Origin of the sequence: Micromonospora sp. CPCC 205561, assembly GCF_036906775.1 — a bacterium.
Classification (GTDB): domain Bacteria; phylum Actinomycetota; class Actinomycetes; order Mycobacteriales; family Micromonosporaceae; genus Micromonospora.
Genome location: NZ_JBAKHV010000082.1, coordinates 1 through 19,254, shown reverse-complemented (window position 1 = coordinate 19,254; position 19,254 = coordinate 1). Strand labels below are relative to the sequence as shown.

Below are 19,254 nucleotides of genomic sequence, written 5' to 3'. Positions count from 1 at the left end.
CCGCGGGCCGGCTGGGGGCGCTGGCGGCCGACGCCCGCTCGGCGTGGGTCACCGAGCCGCCGCCGGGCCGGCCGGCCCCCGGCGCCGGCCCCGTCGCGGTGCGGGCGTGGTGGGCCGGGCTCGGCACCGCCCAACGCCGTTGGCTGGTCGTCCACGAGCCGGGGCGGGTCGGGCGCCTCGACGGGGTGCCGGCGGCGGCCCGTGACCAGGCCAACCGGCTGCTGCTCGGGGCGCGACGCGAGGAGCTGCTGGCCGAGCGGCGCCGGCTGCTGGGACGGGTGCCCCGCGGGACGGTCGAGCTGGCCGGGCTGCTGCGGGCCGGGCGGGCCCTGGCCGGGCTGGACGCGCTGGCGGCCCGCCTGGCCGGCGACGAGCGGCCCCGCGCCTACCTGCTCGGGCTGGGCACGACCGGCGAGGGGCGGGCGGTGGTGTCGTTGGGCAACCCGGACCGGTCGGCGCGGGTGCTCACCTACGTGCCGGGGATGACCTCCGGCCTCGACGACGCCCCCGACGAGCTGGGCCGGGCGGGCCGGGTGTTGGCCCGCTGCGCCGCCGTCGCCCCCGAGGAGGAGGCGGCGGCGGTGCTCTGGCTGGACTACGACGCCCCCGACTTTCTGCACGAGGCGGCATGGCCGGGGCAGGCCCGCGACGCCGGTCCGGCCCTGCACCGGTTCCAGGAGGGGCTGCGGGCGACCCACGACGGCCCCGCGGGCCGGCAGACCGTGCTGGGCCACAGCTACGGCTCGCTGGTGGTCGGCACGGCGGCCCGCGACCACGGCCTGGCCGCCGACGCCCTGGTCTTCGTCGGCTCACCCGGAGTGGGGGTCGCGCACGCCGGGGAGCTGGGCCTGCCGCCCGGGCAGGTCTGGGCGAGCACGGCGCCGGACGACGTGATCCGGTTGGCCCGGCCGCCCGACGAGCTGATCCGCCGGGCCCTGCTCGACCCGCCGCCGTTCGGCCCGGGCGGCGGGCCGCCCGGGCCGCCGGGGCGCGAGCTGTGGTTCGGGCAGGATCCGTCGCACCCCGGTTTCGGCGGGCGCACCTTCCCCAGCGGCCGGCACGGCCACACCGGCTACTGGGCGGCCGACAACCCGACCCTCGACGGGATGGCCCGGGTGGTGCTCGGCCGGTGACCCCGGCGGACGGCGCGGGCCCCGGCCGCCGGAGCGGGCCCCGGGGCCCGTCGCGGGCGCTCCGGCTACTCGACGGTGACCGACTTCGCCAGGTTGCGGGGCTGGTCGACGTCGTGCCCCCGGGCGGCGGCGATCTCCGCCGCGAGCACCTGCAACGGCACGGTGGTGACCAGCGGCGCGAGCAGCGTCGGCGTACGCGGCACGCGGATCAGGTGGTCGGCGTAGCGGACGACCGCCTCGTCGCCCTCCTCCGCGATCACGATGGTCCGGGCGCCGCGCGCCCGTACCTCCTGGATGTTGGAGACCACCTTGTCGTGCAGCATGCCCCGGCCGACCGGGGAGGGCACGATGCAGATCACCGGGGTGCCCTTGTCGATCAGCGCGATCGGGCCGTGCTTCAGCTCGCCGGCGGCGAAGCCCTCGGCGTGCATGTACGCCAGCTCCTTGAGCTTGAGCGCGCCCTCGAGCGCCACCGGGTAGCCGACGTGCCGCCCGATGAAGAGCACGGTCGGCTCGGCCTTGAGGTCGCGGGCCAGCTCCCGGACGGGCTCGATCCGCTCCAGCAGCTCGCGCAGCTTGCCCGGCATCTCCTGGAGCTGGGCGACCACGGCGGCCACCTCGTCGGCGAACTTGATGCCGCGCACCTGGGCCAGGTGCAGGCCGATCAGGTAGCAGGCGACGAGCTGGGTGAGGAACGCCTTGGTGGACGCGACGGCGATCTCGGGCCCACCGTGGGTGTAGAGGACCGCGTCGGACTCGCGGGGGATCGTGGAGCCGTTGGTGTTGCAGATGGCCAGGACGCGGGCCTTCTGCTCCTTGGCGTGCCGCAGCGCCATCAGGGTGTCCATCGTCTCGCCGGACTGGGAGATCACCACGATCAGCGTGGACCGGTCGAGGACGGGGTCGCGGTAGCGGAACTCGCTGGCCAGCTCCACCTCGCAGGGGATCCGGGTCCAGTGCTCGATGGCGTACTTGGCGACCAGGCCGGAGTGGTACGCGGTGCCGCAGGCGACGATGAAGATCTTGTCGACGTCGCGCAGGTCCTGGTCGCTGAGGCGGACCTCGTCGAGCATGATCTCGCCGGTCTCGGTGAGCCGGCCGAGCAGGGTGTCCGCGATGGCCTGCGGCTGCTCCTCGATCTCCTTGAGCATGAACCAGTCGTAGCCGCCCTTCTCGGCGGCGGAGGAGTCCCAGTCGATGTGGAAGTCCTTGCCGCTGGCCGGCTGGCCGGCGAAGTCGGTGATCTCGATGGTGTCGCCGGTGATCAGGACGATCTGGTCCTGGCCCAGCTCCACCGCCTCGCGGGTGTGCTCGATGAACGCGGCCACGTCGCTGGCCAGGTAGTTCTCCCCGTCGCCCCGCCCGACGACCAGCGGCGAGTTGCGTCGGGCGCCGACCACCGCGCCGGGCACCGCGGCGTCGACGGCGAGCAGCGTGAACGCGCCCTCCAGCCGCTGGCAGACCACCCGCATGCCGGCGGCGAGCAGCTGCGGCCCGTCGGGGTGGCCGGCGGCGCGCAGGTCGGCCAGCGCGGCGGAGAGCAGGTGCGCCGCGCACTCGGTGTCGGTGTCGCTGGCGAACTGGATGCCCTCGGCCTCCAGTTCGGCGCGGAGCTTGGCGAAGTTCTCGATGATGCCGTTGTGGATCACGGCCACCCGGCCGTCGGGGGCGAGGTGCGGGTGTGCGTTGCGGTCGGTGGGGCCGCCGTGGGTGGCCCAGCGGGTGTGCCCGATGCCGGTGGTGCCGTCGCCGATGCCGATCGGGCTCGCCGCGCAGGACGTGGGATCCTCGGCCGCCCGCTCGGAGAGCACCTTCTCCAGGTTGGCCAGCTTGCCGGCCTTCTTCTCGGTCAGCAGCTCGCCGTCGCAGGCGATGGCCACGCCGGCCGAGTCGTAGCCGCGGTACTCCAGCCGCCGCAGTCCGTCGAGCACGATACCGAGCGCCGGGCGGGCGCCGGCGTAACCCACGATTCCACACATGTCCCGCAGCCTAACCCAGTTCCGCTCACCACGCGTGCGCGAAAGCCGGGTAAACGATCACACAATTTGAGCGAACGGGGTGGGATCGGCACCCTCCGTGACGAACCTCCGCGCGCCGGGGCGAGCACCGGCGGGACGCTCCGCCGCCCGCGGGGGATTGAAGGCACGCCCGAAGTCCGTAGGCTGACGGGCGTGACGACCGCCGATGTGGATCCGCTGGTGGCCCGGATGCGCCCGTTCGGGACGACCATCTTCGCCGAGATGTCCGCCCTCGCCGCCCGCACCGGCGCGGTCAACCTCGGCCAGGGCTTCCCGGACACCGACGGGCCGCCGGAGATGCTGGCCGCCGCGGCCCAGGCGCTGCGCACCGGGCAGAACCAGTACCCGCCGGGCCCGGGCGTCCCGGCACTGCGTGCGGCGGTGGCCGCGCACCAGCGCCGCTTCTGGGGCCTGGAGTACGACCCGGACGGCGAGATCGTGGTGACGGCGGGCGCCACCGAGGCGGTCGCCGCGGCCATCCTCGGGCTCTGTGAGCCGGGCGACGAGGTGGTCTGCTTCGAGCCGTACTACGACTCGTACGCCGCCTCGGTCGCGTTGGCCGGCGCGGTCCGACGGCCGGTGACGTTGCGCCCCGGCGACGACGGCCGGTACGCCTTCGACCCCGCCGCCCTGCGCGCCGCGTTCGGCCCGCGCACCCGCCTCGTGCTGCTCAACTCCCCGCACAACCCGACCGGCAAGGTGTTCACCCCCGACGAGCTGGCCCTCGTCGCCGAGCTGTGCCAGGAGCACGACGCGTACGCGGTGACCGACGAGGTGTACGAGCACCTCGTCTTCACCGACGCGGCCACCCCGCACGTCCCGCTCGCCACCCTGCCCGGGATGCGCGGGCGGACGCTGCGGATCTCCTCGGCCGGCAAGACGTTCTCCTGCACCGGCTGGAAGGTCGGCTGGGCGAGCGGCCCCGCGGCGCTGGTCTCGGCGGTGCTGCGGGTGAAGCAGTTCCTCACCTTCGTCAACGCGGCGCCGCTGCAACCGGCGGTCGCGACGGCCCTGGCCCTGCCCGACGACTACTTCACCGACCTCCGCGACGGCATGCAGGCGCGCCGGGACCAGCTCGCCGGCGGGCTGGCCGACGCCGGCTTCGAGGTGCTGGCGCCGGAGGGGACGTACTTCGTCACCGCCGACGTCACCGCGCTCGGCGGGCGCGACGGGATCGAGTTCTGCCGCTCGCTGCCCGAGCGGTGCGGCGTGGTCGCCGTTCCGACCCAGGTCTTCTACGACGACACGGAGGCGGGCCGGCAGCTCGTCCGCTTCGCCTTCTGCAAGCGCCCCGAGGTGCTGACCGAGGCCGTCACGCGGCTGCGCCGGCTGACGGGCACGCGGTGACCGACGCGTCCGCCTGAACCCGTCCGGCCGGCGGCCACCGGCGGCGCGCCGCGGGCCCGACCCGGCAGGCCGGTGACGCCGGGCCCGTTCCGTACCCGCGCCTGACGCGGGCGTCGGCCCGGGCCCGCCGGTGGCGGACCGGGGCCGACGGGAGAGGTCAGGCGGTCGGGCTGGCGGTGCGGACCCGCTCGGCGATGCGCTCGGCCGTCTCGCGGGCGGTGCGCTCGGTGGCCGCCTCGACCATGACCCGGACCAGCGGCTCGGTGCCGGACGGGCGCAGCAGCACCCGGCCGGTCTCCCCCAGCTCGGCCTCGGCCCGCTCGACCTCGGCGCGCACGGCGGGCGCGGCCGCGCCGGCCGCACGGTCACCGACCGGCACGTTGATCAGCACCTGCGGCAGCCGGGTTACGACCCCGGCCAGCTCCGCCAGGGACTTCCCGGTGGCCGCCAGCCGGGACATCAGGTGCAGCCCGGTGAGGACGCCGTCGCCGGTGGTCGCGTGCGCGGGCATCACGATGTGCCCGCTCTGCTCGCCGCCCAGCGCCAGCCCGGACGCCCGCAGCTCCTCCAGCACGTACCGGTCGCCGACCTTGGTCTCGATGAGCCGGATGCCCTGCGCGGACATGGCCAGCCGCAGGCCGAGGTTGCTCATCACGGTGGCGACGAGCGTGTCGTCGGTGAGCGTGCCGGCCTCCCGCATGGCGAGCGCCAGGACGGCCATCACCTGGTCGCCGTCGACCTCGTCGCCGTCGGCGGTGACCGCGACGCAGCGGTCGGCGTCGCCGTCGTGGGCGATGCCGAGGTGCGCGCCGTGCTCCACCACCGCGGCCCGCAGGGCGTCGATGTGGTTGGAGCCGCACTCGTCGTTGATGTTGAGGCCGTCGGGCTCGGCGTGGATGGCGACGACCTCCGCCCCGGCCTCCCGGTACGCCACCGGCGCCACCTCGGCGGCCGCGCCGTTGGCGCAGTCGACCACGACCTTGATCCCGTCGAGGCGGTGCGGCACGGTGCCGACCAGGTGCTGCACGTAGTGGTCGGCACCGTCGAGCAGGTCGTGCACCCGGCCCACCCCGGCGCCGACCGGCCGCTCCCAGGCGGTGGTGGCGTTCGCCTCGATCGCCGCCTCGATCCGCATCTCGATCTCGTCCGGCAGCTTGTGCCCGCCCGCCGCGAAGAGCTTGATCCCGTTGTCGGGCATCGGGTTGTGCGAGGCGGAGAGCATGACGCCCAGGTCGGCCTTGGCCTCGGCGGTGAGGAACGCCACGGCGGGAGTGGGCAGCACACCCACCCGGACCACGTTGGCGCCGGCGCTGGTGAGCCCGGCGACCACGGCGGCCTCCAGCATCTCGCCGCTGGCCCGGGTGTCCCGCCCGACCACGGCCAGCGGCGGATGACTCCGGTCCGACTCGGCGAGCGTGTGCGCGGCGGCGACCGCCACCGCGAGCGCCAACTCGGGCGTGAGATCCGCGTTCGCCCGCCCGCGTACGCCGTCCGTGCCGAACAACCGGCCCATACCCGCCAACCTCCGATGAAACGGTCGAGGAAAGGCGAACGGCCGGGCCACCTCCCGTCCAGGGGAGGCGGACCCGGCCGTCCGTCAGAAGTACAACGTGCCGCTGAGGATCAGCGCTTCGAGTACTGGGGAGCCTTACGGGCCTTCTTGAGGCCGTACTTCTTGCTTTCCTTGACCCGGGCGTCCCGGGTGAGGAAGCCGGCCTTCTTCAGCGCCGGGCGGTCGTCAGGCTCGCTGACGATGAGGGCCCGGGCGATGGCCAGCCGGAGCGCGCCGGCCTGACCGGTGGTGCCGCCGCCACGCAGGTTGGCGATGACGTCGAACGCCTCCGGCTTCTCGGCGGTGACCAGCGGGTCCTTGATGAGCTGCTGGTGCACCTTGCTCGGGAAGTAGGCCTCGAGGTCCCGGCCGTTGCAGGTGATCTTGCCGGAGCCCGGGACGATGCGCACCCGGACGATGGCCTCCTTGCGGCGGCCCACGGTCTGGATCGGGCGCTCACCACGCGGCGCGCGGGCGACGGGCGCCGGAGCCTCGGCGGCCTCGGTGGCTTCGGGGGCGACCTCGGTCTCGGTGATGTCGGTCATGCTGTTTCCTTCGCCCGCGCTCACTGCGCGATCTGCTTGATCTCGAACGGCACCGGCTGCTGCGCGCTGTGCGGGTGCTCGGCACCGGCGTAGACCTTCAGCTTCTTGATGAGCTGACGGCCGAGCTTGTTGTGCGGGAGCATGCCCTTGACGGCCAGCTCGATGGCCCGCTCGGGGCGCTTGGTCAGCAGCTCGTCGTAGCCGACCTGCTTCAGACCACCCGGGTAGCCGGAGTGGCGGTAGGCGACCTTGGTGTGGCGCTTGTTGCCGGTCAGCGCGACCTTGCCCGCGTTCACGATGACGACGAAGTCGCCCGTGTCGACGTGCGGCGCGAAAGTCGGCTTGTGCTTGCCGCGCAGCAGCGTGGCGGCGTGGGTGGCCAGGCGGCCCAGCACGACATCAGAGGCGTCGATGACGTGCCACTGACGCTCGATCTCACCCGGCTTCGGGCTGTACGTACGCACAGGTATACCTTGTCTCGTCGTCGGTCTGGGGTCGCGCGCCGAGGTTACCGGGCGCGCACGAACGACCAAGCGTACCTTAGGCGGCACGCCTCTGGATGTCGTACAACAGCAGGCAACGATACCCGCCGCCCCGTCGGCAGGTCAAAACGGGGTACCGCCCCCGCCAGGCCACGAGGATACCTGGCGGCGCTCACACGCCGGCGAGCCGGCTCCGGCCGGGCCGCAGGTAGACCAACCAGGTCACCCCGAGACAGACCGCGTAGGCGGCGATGAAGGCGACGTACGCCGCGTCCGCGCTGCCCCGGGTCAGGAACGACTGCCGGAAGGCGACGTTCACCAGCACCCCGCCCGAGGCGCCGACCGCCCCGGCGATGCCGATCAGCGCCCCGCTCATCCGCACCGCCCAGCGCCCGGCCGCCGCCGCCTCCCGCCGGCCGGCGTCCACCGCGGCCGTCGCCCGGGCCCGGAAGATCGCCGGGATCATCTTGTACGTCGAGCCGTTGCCGACCCCCGAGGCGACGAAGAGGGACAGGAAGCCGAGCAGGTAGAGCCCGAACGACCGCTCCCGGGCGGCGTACAGGACCAGGGTGGCGCCGGCCGCCATCGCGACGAAGTTCCAGAAGGTCACCCGGGCCCCGCCGAGCCGGTCGGCGAGGTGCCCGCCGACCGGCCGGACCAGCGAGCCGACCAGTGGGCCGAGGAAGGTCAGCCAGGCGGCGTCGACGGGGGTCGGGAAGCGGTCGGCGAACTGGAGCTGGAGCACCTGGCCGAAGGCGAAGCCGAAGCCGATGAAGGAGCCGAAGCTGCCGACGTAGAGCAGCGAGACCACCCAGGTGTGCGGGTCGCGGGCGGCCTCGCGCAGCACGCCGGGCTCGTTGCGCGCCCCGGGGACGTCGTCCAGCCCGCGCGCGGCCGCGAACGCGGCCAGCACGATCAGCGGCAGGTAGACCGCCGGCACCAGGCGCGGGTACGCGGCCCCCGCGGTCGCCAGCACCGCCAGCCCGACCAGTTGCACCGCGGGCACGCCCAGGTTGCCGCCGCCGGCGTTGAGCCCGAGCGCCCGGCCCTTGAGCCGCTGCGGATAGAACAGGTTGATGTTCGCCATCGAGGAGGCGAAGTTCCCCCCGCCGACGCCGGTCAGGCAGGCCAGCACCATCAGGGTGGAGTAGGAGACGCCCGGCTCCAGCAGCACCGTCATCGGCACGGCCGGGAGGAGCAGCAGCAGCGCGCTGACGACCGTCCAGGTCCGCCCGCCGAAGCGGGCCACGGCCAGGGTGTACGGCAGCCGCAGCGCCCCGCCCAGGGCGGCCGGCACGGCGGTGAGCAGGAACTTCCCCGCCGGGTCGATGCCGTACTCGGGCCCGAGGAAGAGCACGGTGACCGACCAGAGGCTCCACACGGAGAAGCCCACGTGCTCGACGAGGATGGAGACCCAGAGGTTGCGGCGGGCGATCGGCTCCCCCGTCGTCCGCCAGAACACCGGGTCCTCGGGCCGCCAGTCGTCGATGCGGTGCCGGCGCCCGGCGGCGGCCGGGGTGGCCTCGGCCAGGGGTGTGCTGGGGGCCAGTGCGCTCACGGCGACTCCTCCTCGTCGGTACGACCTTCGAGGAAGTTAGGAATCCGGGATTACCCCGCGGTGCCCGTCGGGGGTCGGGCCGGATACGGAGACCGCACCGCGCGCCGACGTCGCCGGTGAGATGTCAGGGCTCCCGCGGGATGCGCAGCCGGCCGATCCGGGAGTCAGGGGCGCGACCGGCAGTCGTACCGCCCGACCCGGCTACCCGCGCCGGCCGCCGAGGACGGCGAACCGCCACTGCTTGAAGAAGCAGTCGACGTCGACCAGGCCCGCCTCGGTCAGCCAGCGGCACTGCTCGGTGACCGGCGCAGGGCGGTCGTACGCCATCCGCCCCTCGGCGGCGGCGATCTCGTCGGCGTCGGAGCCCAGCGCGGCGGCCTGCGCCAGCCACACCTCGTGGTAGCGCCGGTCCAGCTCGGGGGTGGGGGCGGCGACCTGCTCGGCGTTGACGAAGACGCCGCCGGGCGCCAGCGCGGCCGCCGCCCGCCGGTAGAGGTCGCGCTTGCCGGCGTCGTCGAGGTGGTGCACGGCCAGCGCGCTGACCACCGCGTCGTAGCGGCCGGCGGGCAGCGGGTCGGCCAGGTCGGCCCGGACCGTCCGGTGCGTCACCCCGCGCGAGCGCAGGTGGTCGGCGGCGACCGCGAGCATGGCCGGCGCGGCGTCGACCAACGTCGGCCGGACCCCCGGCACCGCCGCCGCGAGCAGCAGCGACAGCAGCCCGGTACCGGCGCCCAGGTCCAGCACCTGGGGGGTACGCCCCGCGGCGAGCGCCGCCCGCAGCGGCGGCGCGGCCACCTCTACGGCGGTGCCGTAGAAGGCGTCGAAGCAGGGCACCAGGCGCCGGCGGGCCCCGTCGTAGCCGCCGGCCGCCGCGTCGAATACCTCCGCCACGCCCATCGCGCCTCCCATATTGTAGGACGTATTTCCCATATTGTAGATGATGGAAGCCGGCCCGCTGCCCCGGTGCGGTGTGAGCGGCTCTTGACAGGACCGAAACAAGCGGGACCCGGAGCGGAAACCGCCCCCCGGCACGCTTTGCCGACATGACGGACGGTGCACGGGCGGCGACAGGGTCGGGGCGGACACCCCGCGAGGTCGGGACGCACTGCCCGTACTGCGCCCTCCAGTGCGGCATGACGCTGCGCGAGGAGGCCGGTCGGGTGACGGTGCTCCCCCGGCAGTTCCCCACCAACCGGGGCGGCCTCTGCCAGAAGGGCTGGACCGCCGCCGAACTGCTCGACCACCCCGAGCGGCTGACCACCCCGCTGCTGCGCGACCCGGTCGACGGCGAGCTGCGCCCGGCGGGCTGGGCCGCCGCCCTAGACCGGATCACCACCGGCGTGCGCGCCGTCCAGGGGGCACACGGCCGCGACGCGGTGGCCGTCTTCGGCGGCGGTGGGCTCACCAACGAGAAGGCGTACGCGCTGGGGAGGTTCGCCCGGGTCGCGCTGCGCACGAGGCACATCGACTACAACGGACGGTTCTGCATGTCCTCGGCGGCGGCCGCCGGGATGCGCGCCTTCGGCGTCGACCGGGGGCTGCCGTTCCCGCTGGCCGACCTGGGCCGGGCCGACACGCTGCTGCTGGTCGGCGCGAACCCGGCGGAGACCATGCCCCCGCTGGTCCGCCGCCTGACCGAGCTGCGCGAGCGCGGCGGCCGGCTGATCGTGGTCGACCCCCGGGTCACCGCCACCGCCCGCCAGGCCGACCTGCACCTGCAACCCCTGCCCGGCACCGACCTGGCGGTGGCGAACGCGCTGCTGCACATCGCGCTCACCGAGGGCTGGGTCGACCGGGACTACGTGGCCGGGCGCACCACCGGCTTCGAGGCGGTCCGCCGCGCCGTCGCCGGCTGGTGGCCGGCCCGCGCCGAGGCGCTCTCCGGCGTACCGGTGGCCGATCTGGAGGCCACCGCCCGGGCTCTCGGCACCGCCGAGCGAGTGATCATCGTGACCGCGCGCGGCGCCGAGCAGCACGCCAAGGGGGTCGACACGGTCACCGGCTTCGTCAACCTGGCGCTCGCCCTCGGGCTGCCCGGTCGCCCCGGCTCCGGCTACGGCTGCCTCACCGGGCAGGGCAACGGGCAGGGCGGGCGGGAGCACGGGCAGAAGGCCGACCAGCTCCCCGGCTACCGGAGCATCGACGACCCGGCCGCCCGGGCGCACGTCGCCGGGGTCTGGGGGGTGCCGGCCGAGGAGCTGCCCGGACCGGGGGTGCCCGCGTACCAGCTGCTGGACTCGCTGGGCACGCCCGCCGGGCCGAAGGCGCTGCTGGTCTTCGGCTCCAACCCGGTGGTCTCCGCGCCCCGGGCCGCCCGGATCGAGCGCCGGCTGCGCGACCTCGACCTGCTCGTGGTCGCCGACCTCCTGCTCTCCGAGACGGCCGCGCTGGCCGACGTGGTGCTCCCCACCGCCCAGTGGGCCGAGGAGGACGGCACGATGACCAACCTGGAGGGCCGGGTGCTGCGCCGCCGCGCCCTGCGCCCGCCGCCGCCCGGCGTCCGCACCGACCTGGAGATCCTCGCCGACCTCACGGCCCGCCTCCGGGCGGGAGGAGGTCCGGTACCCGCCGGGGACGCCGGCGATCCGCGGGTGGTCTTCGCGGAGCTGCGGCGGGCCTCGGCCGGTGGGATCGCCGACTACGCCGGGGTGAGCTGGGAGCGGATCGACGAGCGCGACGGCGTGTTCTGGCCCTGTCCCGCCGAGGACGGCCCGGACACCCCCCGGCTCTTCGGCGACCGCTTCGCCACCCCCGACGGACGGGCCCGCTTCCACGCGGTGGAGCACCGGCCGGCGGCCGAGGAGGTGTGCGCCGAGTACCCGCTGCACTTCACCACCGGCCGGGTGCTCGCCCAGTACCAGTCCGGCACCCAGACCCGCCGGGTCGCCGCGCTGCGCCGGGCCGCCCCGGGCGCGTTCGTCGAGCTGCACCCCGACCTGGCCGACCGGCTCGGCATCGGCGACGGCGAACCGGTGCGGGTGGTCTCGCGCCGGGGCGAGCTGCGCGCGCCGGCCCGGCTCAGCACCGCGATCCGGCCGGACACCGTCTTCGCGCCGTTCCACTGGGGCGGCGCCGCGCGGGCCAACTCGGTCACCAACGACGCCGTCGACCCGGTCTCCGGGATGCCGGAGTTCAAGATCTGCGCCGTCCGGCTGGAGAGGGTGGAGCGACCGTGACCGAGCGAATCGTGATCATCGGCAACGGGATGGCCGGCTCCCGGCTGGCCGGCGAGCTGCACGCCCGGGGCGGCGACCGAAAGGTCACCGTGCTCGGCGCGGAGCCGCACCGGGCGTACAACCGGATCATGCTCTCCACCCTGCTGACCGGACGGATCCGCGAGCCGGACGTGGAGCTGGCCGAGGCCGCCGGGCAGGGCGTCGACCTGCGTACCGGGGTGACGGTCACCGCCATCGACCGCGCCGCCGGCACGGTCCACACCGACGACGGCGACCGACTCGCGTACGACCAGCTGGTGCTCGCCACCGGCAGCCGGGCCGTGGTGCCCCCGCTGCCGGGGCTGGACGGGCCCGAGCTGCCGGAGCGGGTCGTGCCGTTCCGCACCCTGGACGACTGCCGCCGGATCCTCGCCGCGGCCGACGGCGCACGCGCCGCCCTGGTGCTCGGCGGCGGGCTGCTCGGGCTGGAGGCGGCCCGCGGCCTCGCCGCCCGGGGCCTCGACGTCGGCGTGGTGCACCCGGTGCCGTACCTGATGGAGCGGCAGCTCGACCCGGCCGCGGCGGCCGTGCTGGCCGGCACGCTCGCCGGCCTGGGGGTGACCACCCACCTGGCCGTGTCGGCCACCAGGGTGGTCGCGGACGCCGACGGGGTCCGCCTCGACCTGGCCGACGGCCGGTCACTCGCCGCCGACCTGCTGGTCCTCTCCTGCGGGGTACGCCCCGACACCGCCCTCGCCCGGGCCGCCGGGCTGGACGTGGAGCGGGGCGTGCTGGTCGACGACCGGCTGCGCACCAGCGACCCGCGGATCTCGGCGATCGGCGACTGCGCCCAGCACGACGGCGCGCTCACCGGCCTGGTCGCCCCGGCCTGGGCGCAGGCCCGGGTGGTGGCGCAGCTGCTCGCCGGTGAGGACCCGGGGGCCCGCTACCGGCCCCGGCCGCCGGTGACCCGGCTCAAGGCGGCCGGCATCGACCTCGCCGCCATGGGTGACCCGGGCGACGGCGGGACCGGCGAGGAGCTGACCTTCGCCGACCCGGCCCGGGGCACGTACGCCCGGCTGCGCATCCACGACGAGCGGCTGACCGCCGCGATCCTGCTCGGCGACAACCCGGCGGTCGGCACGGTCATCCAGCTCTTCGACCGGGGCCAGCCGGTGCCGGCCGACCGGCGCTCGCTGCTGCTCGGCCGGGCGTTCGGCGCCGCGGCGGCGCCCGCCGCGACCCCGGCGCTGATGCCGGACGCGGCGACCGTCTGCCAGTGCAACGACGTCAGCAAGGGTGCGCTGGTGGGCTGCTGGCGCTCCGGGGCCCGGACGGTCGACGCCGTGGTCGCCGCGACCCGGGCCGGCACGGGCTGCGGCGGCTGCCGGGACGCGGTCGCCGGCATCGTCGGCTGGTTGTCCGAGGTGGATTCGGTGGAGGTGACGCGATGAGCGAGCGGATCAGCAGGCTGGTCGTCCTGGGCAACGGCATGGTGGGGCAGCGCTTCCTCGACGCGCTGCGCGCCCGCGACCCCGAGGGGCGGTGGCGGGTCACCGTGCTCGCCGAGGAGACCCGCCCGGCGTACGACCGGGTGCGGCTCTCGGCGTTCTTCGACGGGGTGGGCGCCGGGGAGCTGAACCTGCACACCCCCGACGACGGGGTGCAGCTGCGCCTCGGCGAGCCGGCCACGGAGATCGACCGGGAGCGGCGGCTGGTGCGCACCGCGACCGGCGAGCACCCGTACGACGCCCTGGTGCTCGCCACCGGCTCGTACGCGTTCGTGCCGCCGGTGGAGGGCGCGACCCTGCCCGGGGTCTTCGTCTACCGGACGCTGGACGACCTGGAGGCGATCCGGGAGCACGCGCGGGGCCGGCGGACCGGGGCGGTGATCGGCGGCGGGCTGCTCGGGCTGGAGGCGGCGAACGCGCTTCGGCTGCTCGGGCTGGACACCGCCGTGGTGGAGTTCGCGCCCCGGCTGATGCCGGTGCAGGTGGACACGGCCGGCGGCGCGATGCTGCGCCGGTACGTCGACGAACTGGGCGTGGCCACCCACCTGGGCGTGGCCACCACCGCCGTCCGGCCCGGCCCCGACGGCACGGTCGCCGGGCTGGAGCTGGCGGACGGGACCGTGGTCGACGCCGAGCTGGTGGTGGTCGCGGCCGGCATCCGCCCGCGCGACGAGCTGGCCCGGGCGGCGGGCCTCGCCCTGGGCCCGCGCGGCGGTGTGCTGGTGGACGACACCTGCCGCAGCGCCGACGAGCGGATCTGGGCGGTCGGCGAGTGCGCGGCCGTCGACGGCACCTGCCACGGCCTGGTCGCCCCCGGGTACGCGATGGCCGAGGTGGTCGCCGACCGGCTGGTCGGCGGGGCGGCCACCTTCCCCGGCGCGGAGACCGCCACCAAGCTCAAGCTGCTCGGCGTGGACGTGGCGTCGTTCGGCGACGCGCACGGCACGACGCCGGGCTGCCTCGACGTGACGTTCACCGACCCGGCCACCCGGGTCTACGCCAAGCTGGTCCTCTCCGACGACGCGCAGACCCTGCTCGGCGGGGTGCTGGTCGGCGACGCGAGCGCGTACCCCACGCTGCGGGCCAGCGTCGGCGGCCCGCTGCCCGCTCCCCCGCTGGCGCTGCTCGCCCCCGCCGGCGGGACGGGCGCGGGCGCCGGCGCGCTCCCGGCCACCGCGCAGGTCTGCTCCTGCAACGCGGTGACCCGCGCCGACGTCGACGCGGCGATCGCCGGCGGCTGCGCGGACGTGCCGGCGCTGAAGGCGTGCACCCGGGCGGGCACCAGCTGCGGCTCCTGCGTGCCGATGCTCAAGCAGCTCCTCGACGCGGCCGGGGTGCGCCAGTCGACCGCGCTCTGCGAGCACTTCGACGCCAGCCGGCAGGAGCTCTTCGACATCGTCCGGGTGCGCGGCATCCGCACCTTCTCCCAGCTCGTCGCCGAGCACGGCCGGGGTCGCGGCTGCGACATCTGCAAGCCGGTGGTCGCCTCGATCCTCGCCTCGCTGGGCACCGGGCACGTGCTGGACGGGGAGCAGGCGTCGTTGCAGGACACCAACGACCACTTCCTGGCCAACCTGCAACGCGACGGCAGCTACTCGGTGGTGCCCCGCATCCCCGGTGGCGAGATCACCCCGGAGAAGCTCATCGTGATCGGCGAGGTGGCCCGGGACTTCCGGCTCTACACCAAGATCACGGGCGGGCAGCGGATCGACCTGTTCGGGGCCCGGGTCGAGCAGCTGCCGCAGATCTGGCGCCGGCTGGTCGACGCCGGCTTCGAGTCCGGCCACGCGTACGGCAAGTCGCTGCGTACGGTGAAGTCCTGCGTGGGTGAGACCTGGTGCCGCTACGGGGTGCAGGACTCGGTCGGGCTGGCCATCGCCCTGGAGCTGCGCTACCGGGGGCTGCGCGGCCCACACAAGATCAAGTCTGCGGTCTCGGGCTGCGCCCGCGAGTGCGCCGAGGCGCGCAGCAAGGACTTCGGCGTCATCGCGACCGAGACCGGCTGGAACCTCTACGTCGGCGGCAACGGCGGCTTCCGGCCCCGGCACGCCGACCTCTTCGCCACCGACCTCTCCACGGAGGCGCTGGTCCGGCTGGTCGACAGGTTCCTGATGTACTACGTCCGCACCGCCGACCGGCTGCAACGCACCGCGGCCTGGATCGAGGCGATGGAGGGCGGGCTGGAGCACCTGCGCGCCGTCATCGTGGACGACTCCCTCGGCCTCTGCGCCGACCTCGACGCCGCGATGGCCCGGCACGTCGACTCCTACTCCGACGAGTGGCGCGACGTGCTGGAGGACCCGGTCCGGCTGCGCCGCTTCGCCTCCTTCGTCAACGCCCCCGACGTGCCCGACCCGTCCATCACCTTCGCGCTCGAACGGGGCCAGCCGGTCCCGGTCGCCCGGACGCCGGCCGACGAGGACCGACGACCGGTCGCCCTGGGCATGCCGGAGGTGCGGCGATGACCACCACGACACCCGCACTGCCGGAGGTACGGCGATGACCATCACGATGACGACGACGCCCACCCCGACGCACGCCTGGACGCGGGTCTGCCCACTCGACCGGCTGGACCCCGAGCGGGGCGTGGCCGCGCTCGTCGACGGCGTGCAGGTGGCCCTCTTCCGCACCGCCGACGGGCTGTTCGCGATCGGCAACCTCGACCCCGTCGCCGGGGCGTACGTGTTGTCGCGCGGGATCGTCGGCAGCCGGGGCGGGGTGCCGACGGTCGCCTCGCCGCTGCACAAGCAGGTGTACGACCTGCGCACCGGGGTCTGCCTGGACCTGCCCGGGGTCGCCGTGCCCCGGCACGAGGCGCGCTGCCGGGACGGTCTGGTCGAGGTGCGGCTGCGACAGGAGGAGTGAATGCGCGACGAACTGGCCGGCTTCACCATCGGGGTGACCGCCGACCGCCGGCGGGACGAACTCGCCGCGCTGCTCCAGCGGCGGGGGGCCCGGGTGGTGATCGCCCCGGCCCTGCGGATCGTGCCGCTGACCGACGACACCGACCTGCGGGAGGCGACCCGGGCCTGCCTGGACCGGCCGCCGGACGTGCTGATGGCCAACACCGGCATCGGGATGCGCGGCTGGCTGGAGGCGGCCGAGGGCTGGGGGCTGGCCGAGCCGCTGCGCGGCGTGCTCGCCGACGCGTACGTGGTGGCCCGGGGGCCCAAGGCACGCGGGGCGATCCGGGCCGCCGGCCTGCACGACCAGTGGTCGCCGGACTCGGAGAGCTGCGAGGAGGTCATCGAGCACCTGTGCCGGCGCGGCGTGGCCGGGCAGGTGGTCGCCATGCAGCTGCACGGCGAGCGGCAGCCGGAGTGCACGCTGGTGCTGGAGGCGGCCGGGGCCACCGTGATCGAGGTGCCCGTCTACCGCTGGGCGCCGCCGACCGACCCGGCCCCGCTGCACCGGCTGATCGACCTGGTCGCCGGCCGGCTGGTCGACGCGGTGACCTTCACCTCCGCCCCGGCGGCCGAGGCGCTGCTGCGTGCCGCCGGGGACCGCTCCGACGCGGTGCTGGCCGCGTTCCGGGGCGACGTGCTCGCCAGCTGCGTGGGCGCGGTCACCGCCGAACCGCTGCTGCGGCGCGGGGTGCCGGTCAGCGCGCCGGCCAGGGCCCGCCTGGGCGCCCTGGTCCGGACCATCGTCGACGAACTGCCCCGCCGCACGGTCACCCTGAAGGTGGCCGGCCACCTGCTCACCCTGCGCGGGCACGCCGCCGTGGTCGACGGCGAGCTGCGCCCGCTCGCACCGGCGCCGATGGCGGTGCTGCGGGCGCTGGCCAGCTCCCCCGGGCGGGTGCTGTCCCGCACCGCCCTGCTCCGGACCCTGCCGCGCGGCGCCGACGAGCACGCCGTCGAGATGGCGGTGGCCCGGCTGCGCGCCGGCCTGCGCTCGCCGCGGGTGGTGCAGACCGTGGTCAAGCGCGGCTACCGCCTCCGGGTCGACTGACCCGACCCGGGGGCGGCAGCCGTCCCGCTCAGCCGACCGGCGCCGGATAGCCCCGGCCGTGCTCGGCCTCCAGGCGGAGCATGGCGTGCTCGACGACCGTCACCAGCACCTGCTTGACCGCGTCGCGGTGCCGCGCGTCGGTAAGTACCAGCGGCACGTCCGGCGAGATGGCCAGCGCCTCGCGGACCTCCTCCAGCTCGTACTGCGGCGCGCCGTCGAAACGGTTCAACGCCACGACGTAGGGCAGCCGGCGGTTCTCGAAGTAGTCCAGCGGCGCGAAGGCGTCGGTGATCCGGCGGGTGTCGACCAGGACGGCGGCGCCCACCGCGCCCTTGATGATCTCGTCCCACATGAACCAGAACCGGGTCTGACCCGGCGTGCCGAAGAGATACAGGATCAGGTCCTCGGCCATGGTGATCCGACCGAAGTCCATGGCGACCGTGGTGGTCTGCTTCCCCGGCACCTTGGAGGGGTCGTCGATGCCCACACCGGCCGCGGTCATCACCGCCTCGGTCCTGAGCGGGGTGATCTCCGAGATCGCGCCGACCAGGGTCGTCTTGCCCACGCCGAAACCGCCCGCGACCACGATCTTCGCGGAGATGATTCCCCGGTTTCGGCGGGCCCCGGCGGGGTCATAGCCTGCGAAGTCCACTTAGCACCCTTCCAAGGATTTCCATCCGCTCCTCGAACCCCTCGGCGGGAGCGGCAGTGTGTAGCGTCAGCAGGCTCTCGGCCACCATGTCGGCGACCAGCACCCGGGTGACGCCCAGCGGCATCCGGGTGTACGCGGAGATCTCGGCCAGCGACTGCGCCCGGCCCTCACACACGGTGGCGATGCGGTGCTTGTCGTGCCCCGCGAAGCGGGACTCGGCGGCCTGGGTCGGACTGGCCGTCAGGACCGCCTCAAGGGCGATGTCCATCCGGGCCTCGGTCCGGCCGCGGGTGACCGCGTAGGGCCGTACCAGCGCACCACGTGGGTCCACGCGCCGTTGGTCCACCGACGATCACCTCCTCTCCCGGCCGGCCCCTGGGCGGGCACCGGATCTCCTCGTTCCCTGCCGACGCGCGCGTCGCGCGGCGGCGCCTGCCGCTAGGACCGCACCGCGTCCCGCGGCAGCGGCACCAGCGCGGCGCCGACCCGCTCGACCAGCAGCGCCATCTCGTAACCCACCTGACCGACGTCGCAGCTGCGGGCCGCCAGCACGGCCATCGACGAACCGTCGCTGATCGACATCAGGAACAGGTAGCCGCTGTCCATCTCGATGACCGTCTGCAGTACGCCGCCGGCGCTGAACATCCGGGCGGCGCCCTCGGTCAGGCTGACCACGCCCGAGGTGATCGCGGCGAGCTGGTCCGCCCGGTCCGCGGGCAGGTCCCGCGAGGAGGCGAGCAGCAGCCCGTCGGCGGACACCGCCACCACGTGGGCGATCCCCGCCACGCTGTCGGCGAAGTTGGTGAGCAACCAACTCATGTCCTGCATGGCCGCTGGCCTGTTCATCGACTCGTCTCCTTGGTCGAGGTGCTGTTCTGGTCCGTACCGGCCGCCCGGCCGCGCTGGACGCCGCGGTGGTAGGCCGACAACAGGCCCCGAACTTCGTCGGGGGTGCGCCGGCTGCGGTCGCGGCCGCCCCGGGGCTCGATGCCGCCGGGCACGAGCTGCGCCTGCGGCGTCCGCTTGGGCAGCCCGGAGCGGGTGGTGCCGGCGGTGGCGGGCGCCGCCGCCTGGCTGGCCCTGGTCCAGCCCTCGTCCGCCGCGGTCCGCCAGGCGTCCGCGTCGGTCGCGGGCGCCGCCGGGGGTGCCTCCGGGGGTGCCGCCGGGGGTGCCGCCGCGACCGGCGGCGCGGCGGGCGGTTCCGGCGTGGTGGGCCGGGCCGGGGCCGGCGACGGGTACGCCGGCTGGGCGGGCGGCGGGGTGGCGACGCTGCCGGTCCTCGCCGAGCTGGATGTCGCCGGCCCCCCCGACGGTCCGCCGGGAGACACGGCGCCCGGGCACGGACAG

At 75.1% G+C, this 19,254-nt stretch carries 16 protein-coding genes and 1 pseudogene; 7 read left to right on the top strand and 10 right to left on the bottom strand.

The features are described 5' to 3' along the window. Nucleotides 1-1,133, top strand: a 1,133-nt coding sequence (locus V6V16_RS26345; protein WP_334566342.1) for an alpha/beta hydrolase, incomplete at its 5' end; no start/stop codon positions are given. Between the two features lie 65 nt (nucleotides 1,134-1,198). Here the strand turns inward: V6V16_RS26345 and glmS are convergent. Next, the gene (gene glmS / locus V6V16_RS26340) at nucleotides 1,199-3,112 is read right to left on the bottom strand and encodes a glutamine--fructose-6-phosphate transaminase (isomerizing) (RefSeq protein WP_334566340.1); all 1,914 of its coding nucleotides are present in this window, start codon (nucleotides 3,110-3,112) and stop codon (nucleotides 1,199-1,201) included. Between the two features lie 192 nt (nucleotides 3,113-3,304). Here glmS and V6V16_RS26335 point away from each other — a divergent pair, with 192 nt between their 5' ends. Continuing rightward, nucleotides 3,305-4,498, top strand: a complete 1,194-nt coding sequence (locus V6V16_RS26335) for a pyridoxal phosphate-dependent aminotransferase (RefSeq protein ID WP_334566337.1) — start codon at nucleotides 3,305-3,307, stop codon at nucleotides 4,496-4,498. Between the two features lie 157 nt (nucleotides 4,499-4,655). Here V6V16_RS26335 and glmM read toward each other — a convergent pair whose 3' ends face one another. From glmM to V6V16_RS26310, 5 genes are all read right to left on the bottom strand, one after another. Further along, a complete protein-coding gene (glmM, locus tag V6V16_RS26330) occupies nucleotides 4,656-6,011 on the bottom strand; it encodes a phosphoglucosamine mutase (RefSeq protein ID WP_334566334.1) in 1,356 nt (451 codons plus the stop codon). 110 nt (nucleotides 6,012-6,121) lie between these two features. After that, entirely contained in the window at nucleotides 6,122-6,595 is a 474-nt protein-coding gene (gene rpsI, locus V6V16_RS26325) for a 30S ribosomal protein S9 (RefSeq protein ID WP_334566331.1), read from the bottom strand. Nucleotides 6,596-6,615: 20 nt separating this feature from the next. Then, nucleotides 6,616-7,059 carry a 50S ribosomal protein L13 gene (gene rplM, locus V6V16_RS26320; protein WP_334566329.1) on the bottom strand — a complete coding sequence of 148 codons (444 nt, stop codon included), beginning with the start codon at nucleotides 7,057-7,059 and terminating at the stop codon, nucleotides 6,616-6,618. 190 nt (nucleotides 7,060-7,249) lie between these two features. After that, nucleotides 7,250-8,608, bottom strand: a complete 1,359-nt coding sequence (locus V6V16_RS26315; RefSeq protein WP_442934158.1) for an MFS transporter — start codon at nucleotides 8,606-8,608, stop codon at nucleotides 7,250-7,252. 228 nt (nucleotides 8,609-8,836) lie between these two features. Further along, nucleotides 8,837-9,532: a methyltransferase domain-containing protein gene (locus tag V6V16_RS26310; RefSeq protein ID WP_334566328.1), complete on the bottom strand. Its 696-nt coding sequence runs from the start codon at nucleotides 9,530-9,532 to the stop codon at nucleotides 8,837-8,839. Between the two features lie 146 nt (nucleotides 9,533-9,678). Between V6V16_RS26310 and V6V16_RS26305 the strand changes: the two genes are divergently transcribed. The 5 genes from V6V16_RS26305 to V6V16_RS26285 are packed head-to-tail and all read left to right on the top strand — an operon-like array spanning nucleotide 9,679 to nucleotide 17,255. Then, entirely contained in the window at nucleotides 9,679-11,811 is a 2,133-nt protein-coding gene (locus V6V16_RS26305) for a molybdopterin oxidoreductase family protein (RefSeq protein WP_334566326.1), read from the top strand. Next, a complete protein-coding gene (locus tag V6V16_RS26300; protein ID WP_334566324.1) occupies nucleotides 11,808-13,244 on the top strand; it encodes an FAD-dependent oxidoreductase in 1,437 nt (478 codons plus the stop codon). Before V6V16_RS26305 ends, V6V16_RS26300 begins: the two co-directional genes overlap by 4 nt. After that, nucleotides 13,241-15,766 carry a nitrite reductase large subunit NirB gene (nirB, locus tag V6V16_RS26295; RefSeq protein WP_334566322.1) on the top strand — a complete coding sequence of 842 codons (2,526 nt, stop codon included), beginning with the start codon at nucleotides 13,241-13,243 and terminating at the stop codon, nucleotides 15,764-15,766. Before V6V16_RS26300 ends, nirB begins: the two co-directional genes overlap by 4 nt. Before the next feature lie 34 nt (nucleotides 15,767-15,800). After that, nucleotides 15,801-16,166: a nitrite reductase small subunit NirD gene (nirD, locus tag V6V16_RS26290; protein WP_334566319.1), complete on the top strand. Its 366-nt coding sequence runs from the start codon at nucleotides 15,801-15,803 to the stop codon at nucleotides 16,164-16,166. Next, nucleotides 16,167-17,255, top strand: coding sequence for a uroporphyrinogen-III synthase (locus tag V6V16_RS26285; protein ID WP_334566318.1), 1,089 nt, complete (start codon nucleotides 16,167-16,169; stop codon nucleotides 17,253-17,255). A 28-nt stretch (nucleotides 17,256-17,283) separates the two neighbouring features. Here V6V16_RS26285 and V6V16_RS26280 read toward each other — a convergent pair whose 3' ends face one another. The 4 genes and pseudogenes from V6V16_RS26280 to V6V16_RS26265 form a co-directional block, all read right to left on the bottom strand. After that, a complete protein-coding gene (locus V6V16_RS26280; protein WP_088998389.1) occupies nucleotides 17,284-17,907 on the bottom strand; it encodes a GTP-binding protein in 624 nt (207 codons plus the stop codon). Then, nucleotides 17,888-18,253 carry a DUF742 domain-containing protein gene (locus V6V16_RS26275; RefSeq protein ID WP_334566315.1) on the bottom strand — a complete coding sequence of 122 codons (366 nt, stop codon included), beginning with the start codon at nucleotides 18,251-18,253 and terminating at the stop codon, nucleotides 17,888-17,890. The genes V6V16_RS26280 and V6V16_RS26275 overlap by 20 nt, the downstream gene beginning before the upstream one ends. 92 nt (nucleotides 18,254-18,345) lie before the next feature. Then, nucleotides 18,346-18,753, bottom strand: a complete 408-nt coding sequence (locus V6V16_RS26270) for a roadblock/LC7 domain-containing protein (RefSeq protein WP_067359650.1) — start codon at nucleotides 18,751-18,753, stop codon at nucleotides 18,346-18,348. Continuing rightward, nucleotides 18,750-19,254: pseudogene (locus tag V6V16_RS26265) on the bottom strand (ATPase); the annotation flags it as partial. The gene V6V16_RS26270 and the pseudogene V6V16_RS26265, both read right to left, overlap by 4 nt.

Bases quoted from the DNA above. Each gene is read 5' to 3' on its own strand.
- rpsI (WP_334566331.1), bottom strand. From the start codon at position 6,595: ATGACCGACATCACCGAGACCGAGGTCGCCCCCGAAGCCACCGAGGCC.
- V6V16_RS26270 (WP_067359650.1), bottom strand. From the start codon at position 18,753: ATGAACAGGCCAGCGGCCATGCAGGACATGAGTTGGTTGCTCACCAAC.
- nirD (WP_334566319.1), top strand. From the start codon at position 15,801: ATGACCATCACGATGACGACGACGCCCACCCCGACGCACGCCTGGACG.
- V6V16_RS26310 (WP_334566328.1), bottom strand. From the start codon at position 9,532: ATGGGCGTGGCGGAGGTATTCGACGCGGCGGCCGGCGGCTACGACGGG.
- glmM (WP_334566334.1), bottom strand. From the start codon at position 6,011: ATGGGCCGGTTGTTCGGCACGGACGGCGTACGCGGGCGGGCGAACGCG.
- glmS (WP_334566340.1), bottom strand. From the start codon at position 3,112: ATGTGTGGAATCGTGGGTTACGCCGGCGCCCGCCCGGCGCTCGGTATC.
- V6V16_RS26285 (WP_334566318.1), top strand. From the start codon at position 16,167: ATGCGCGACGAACTGGCCGGCTTCACCATCGGGGTGACCGCCGACCGC.
- V6V16_RS26305 (WP_334566326.1), top strand. From the start codon at position 9,679: ATGACGGACGGTGCACGGGCGGCGACAGGGTCGGGGCGGACACCCCGC.
- nirB (WP_334566322.1), top strand. From the start codon at position 13,241: ATGAGCGAGCGGATCAGCAGGCTGGTCGTCCTGGGCAACGGCATGGTG.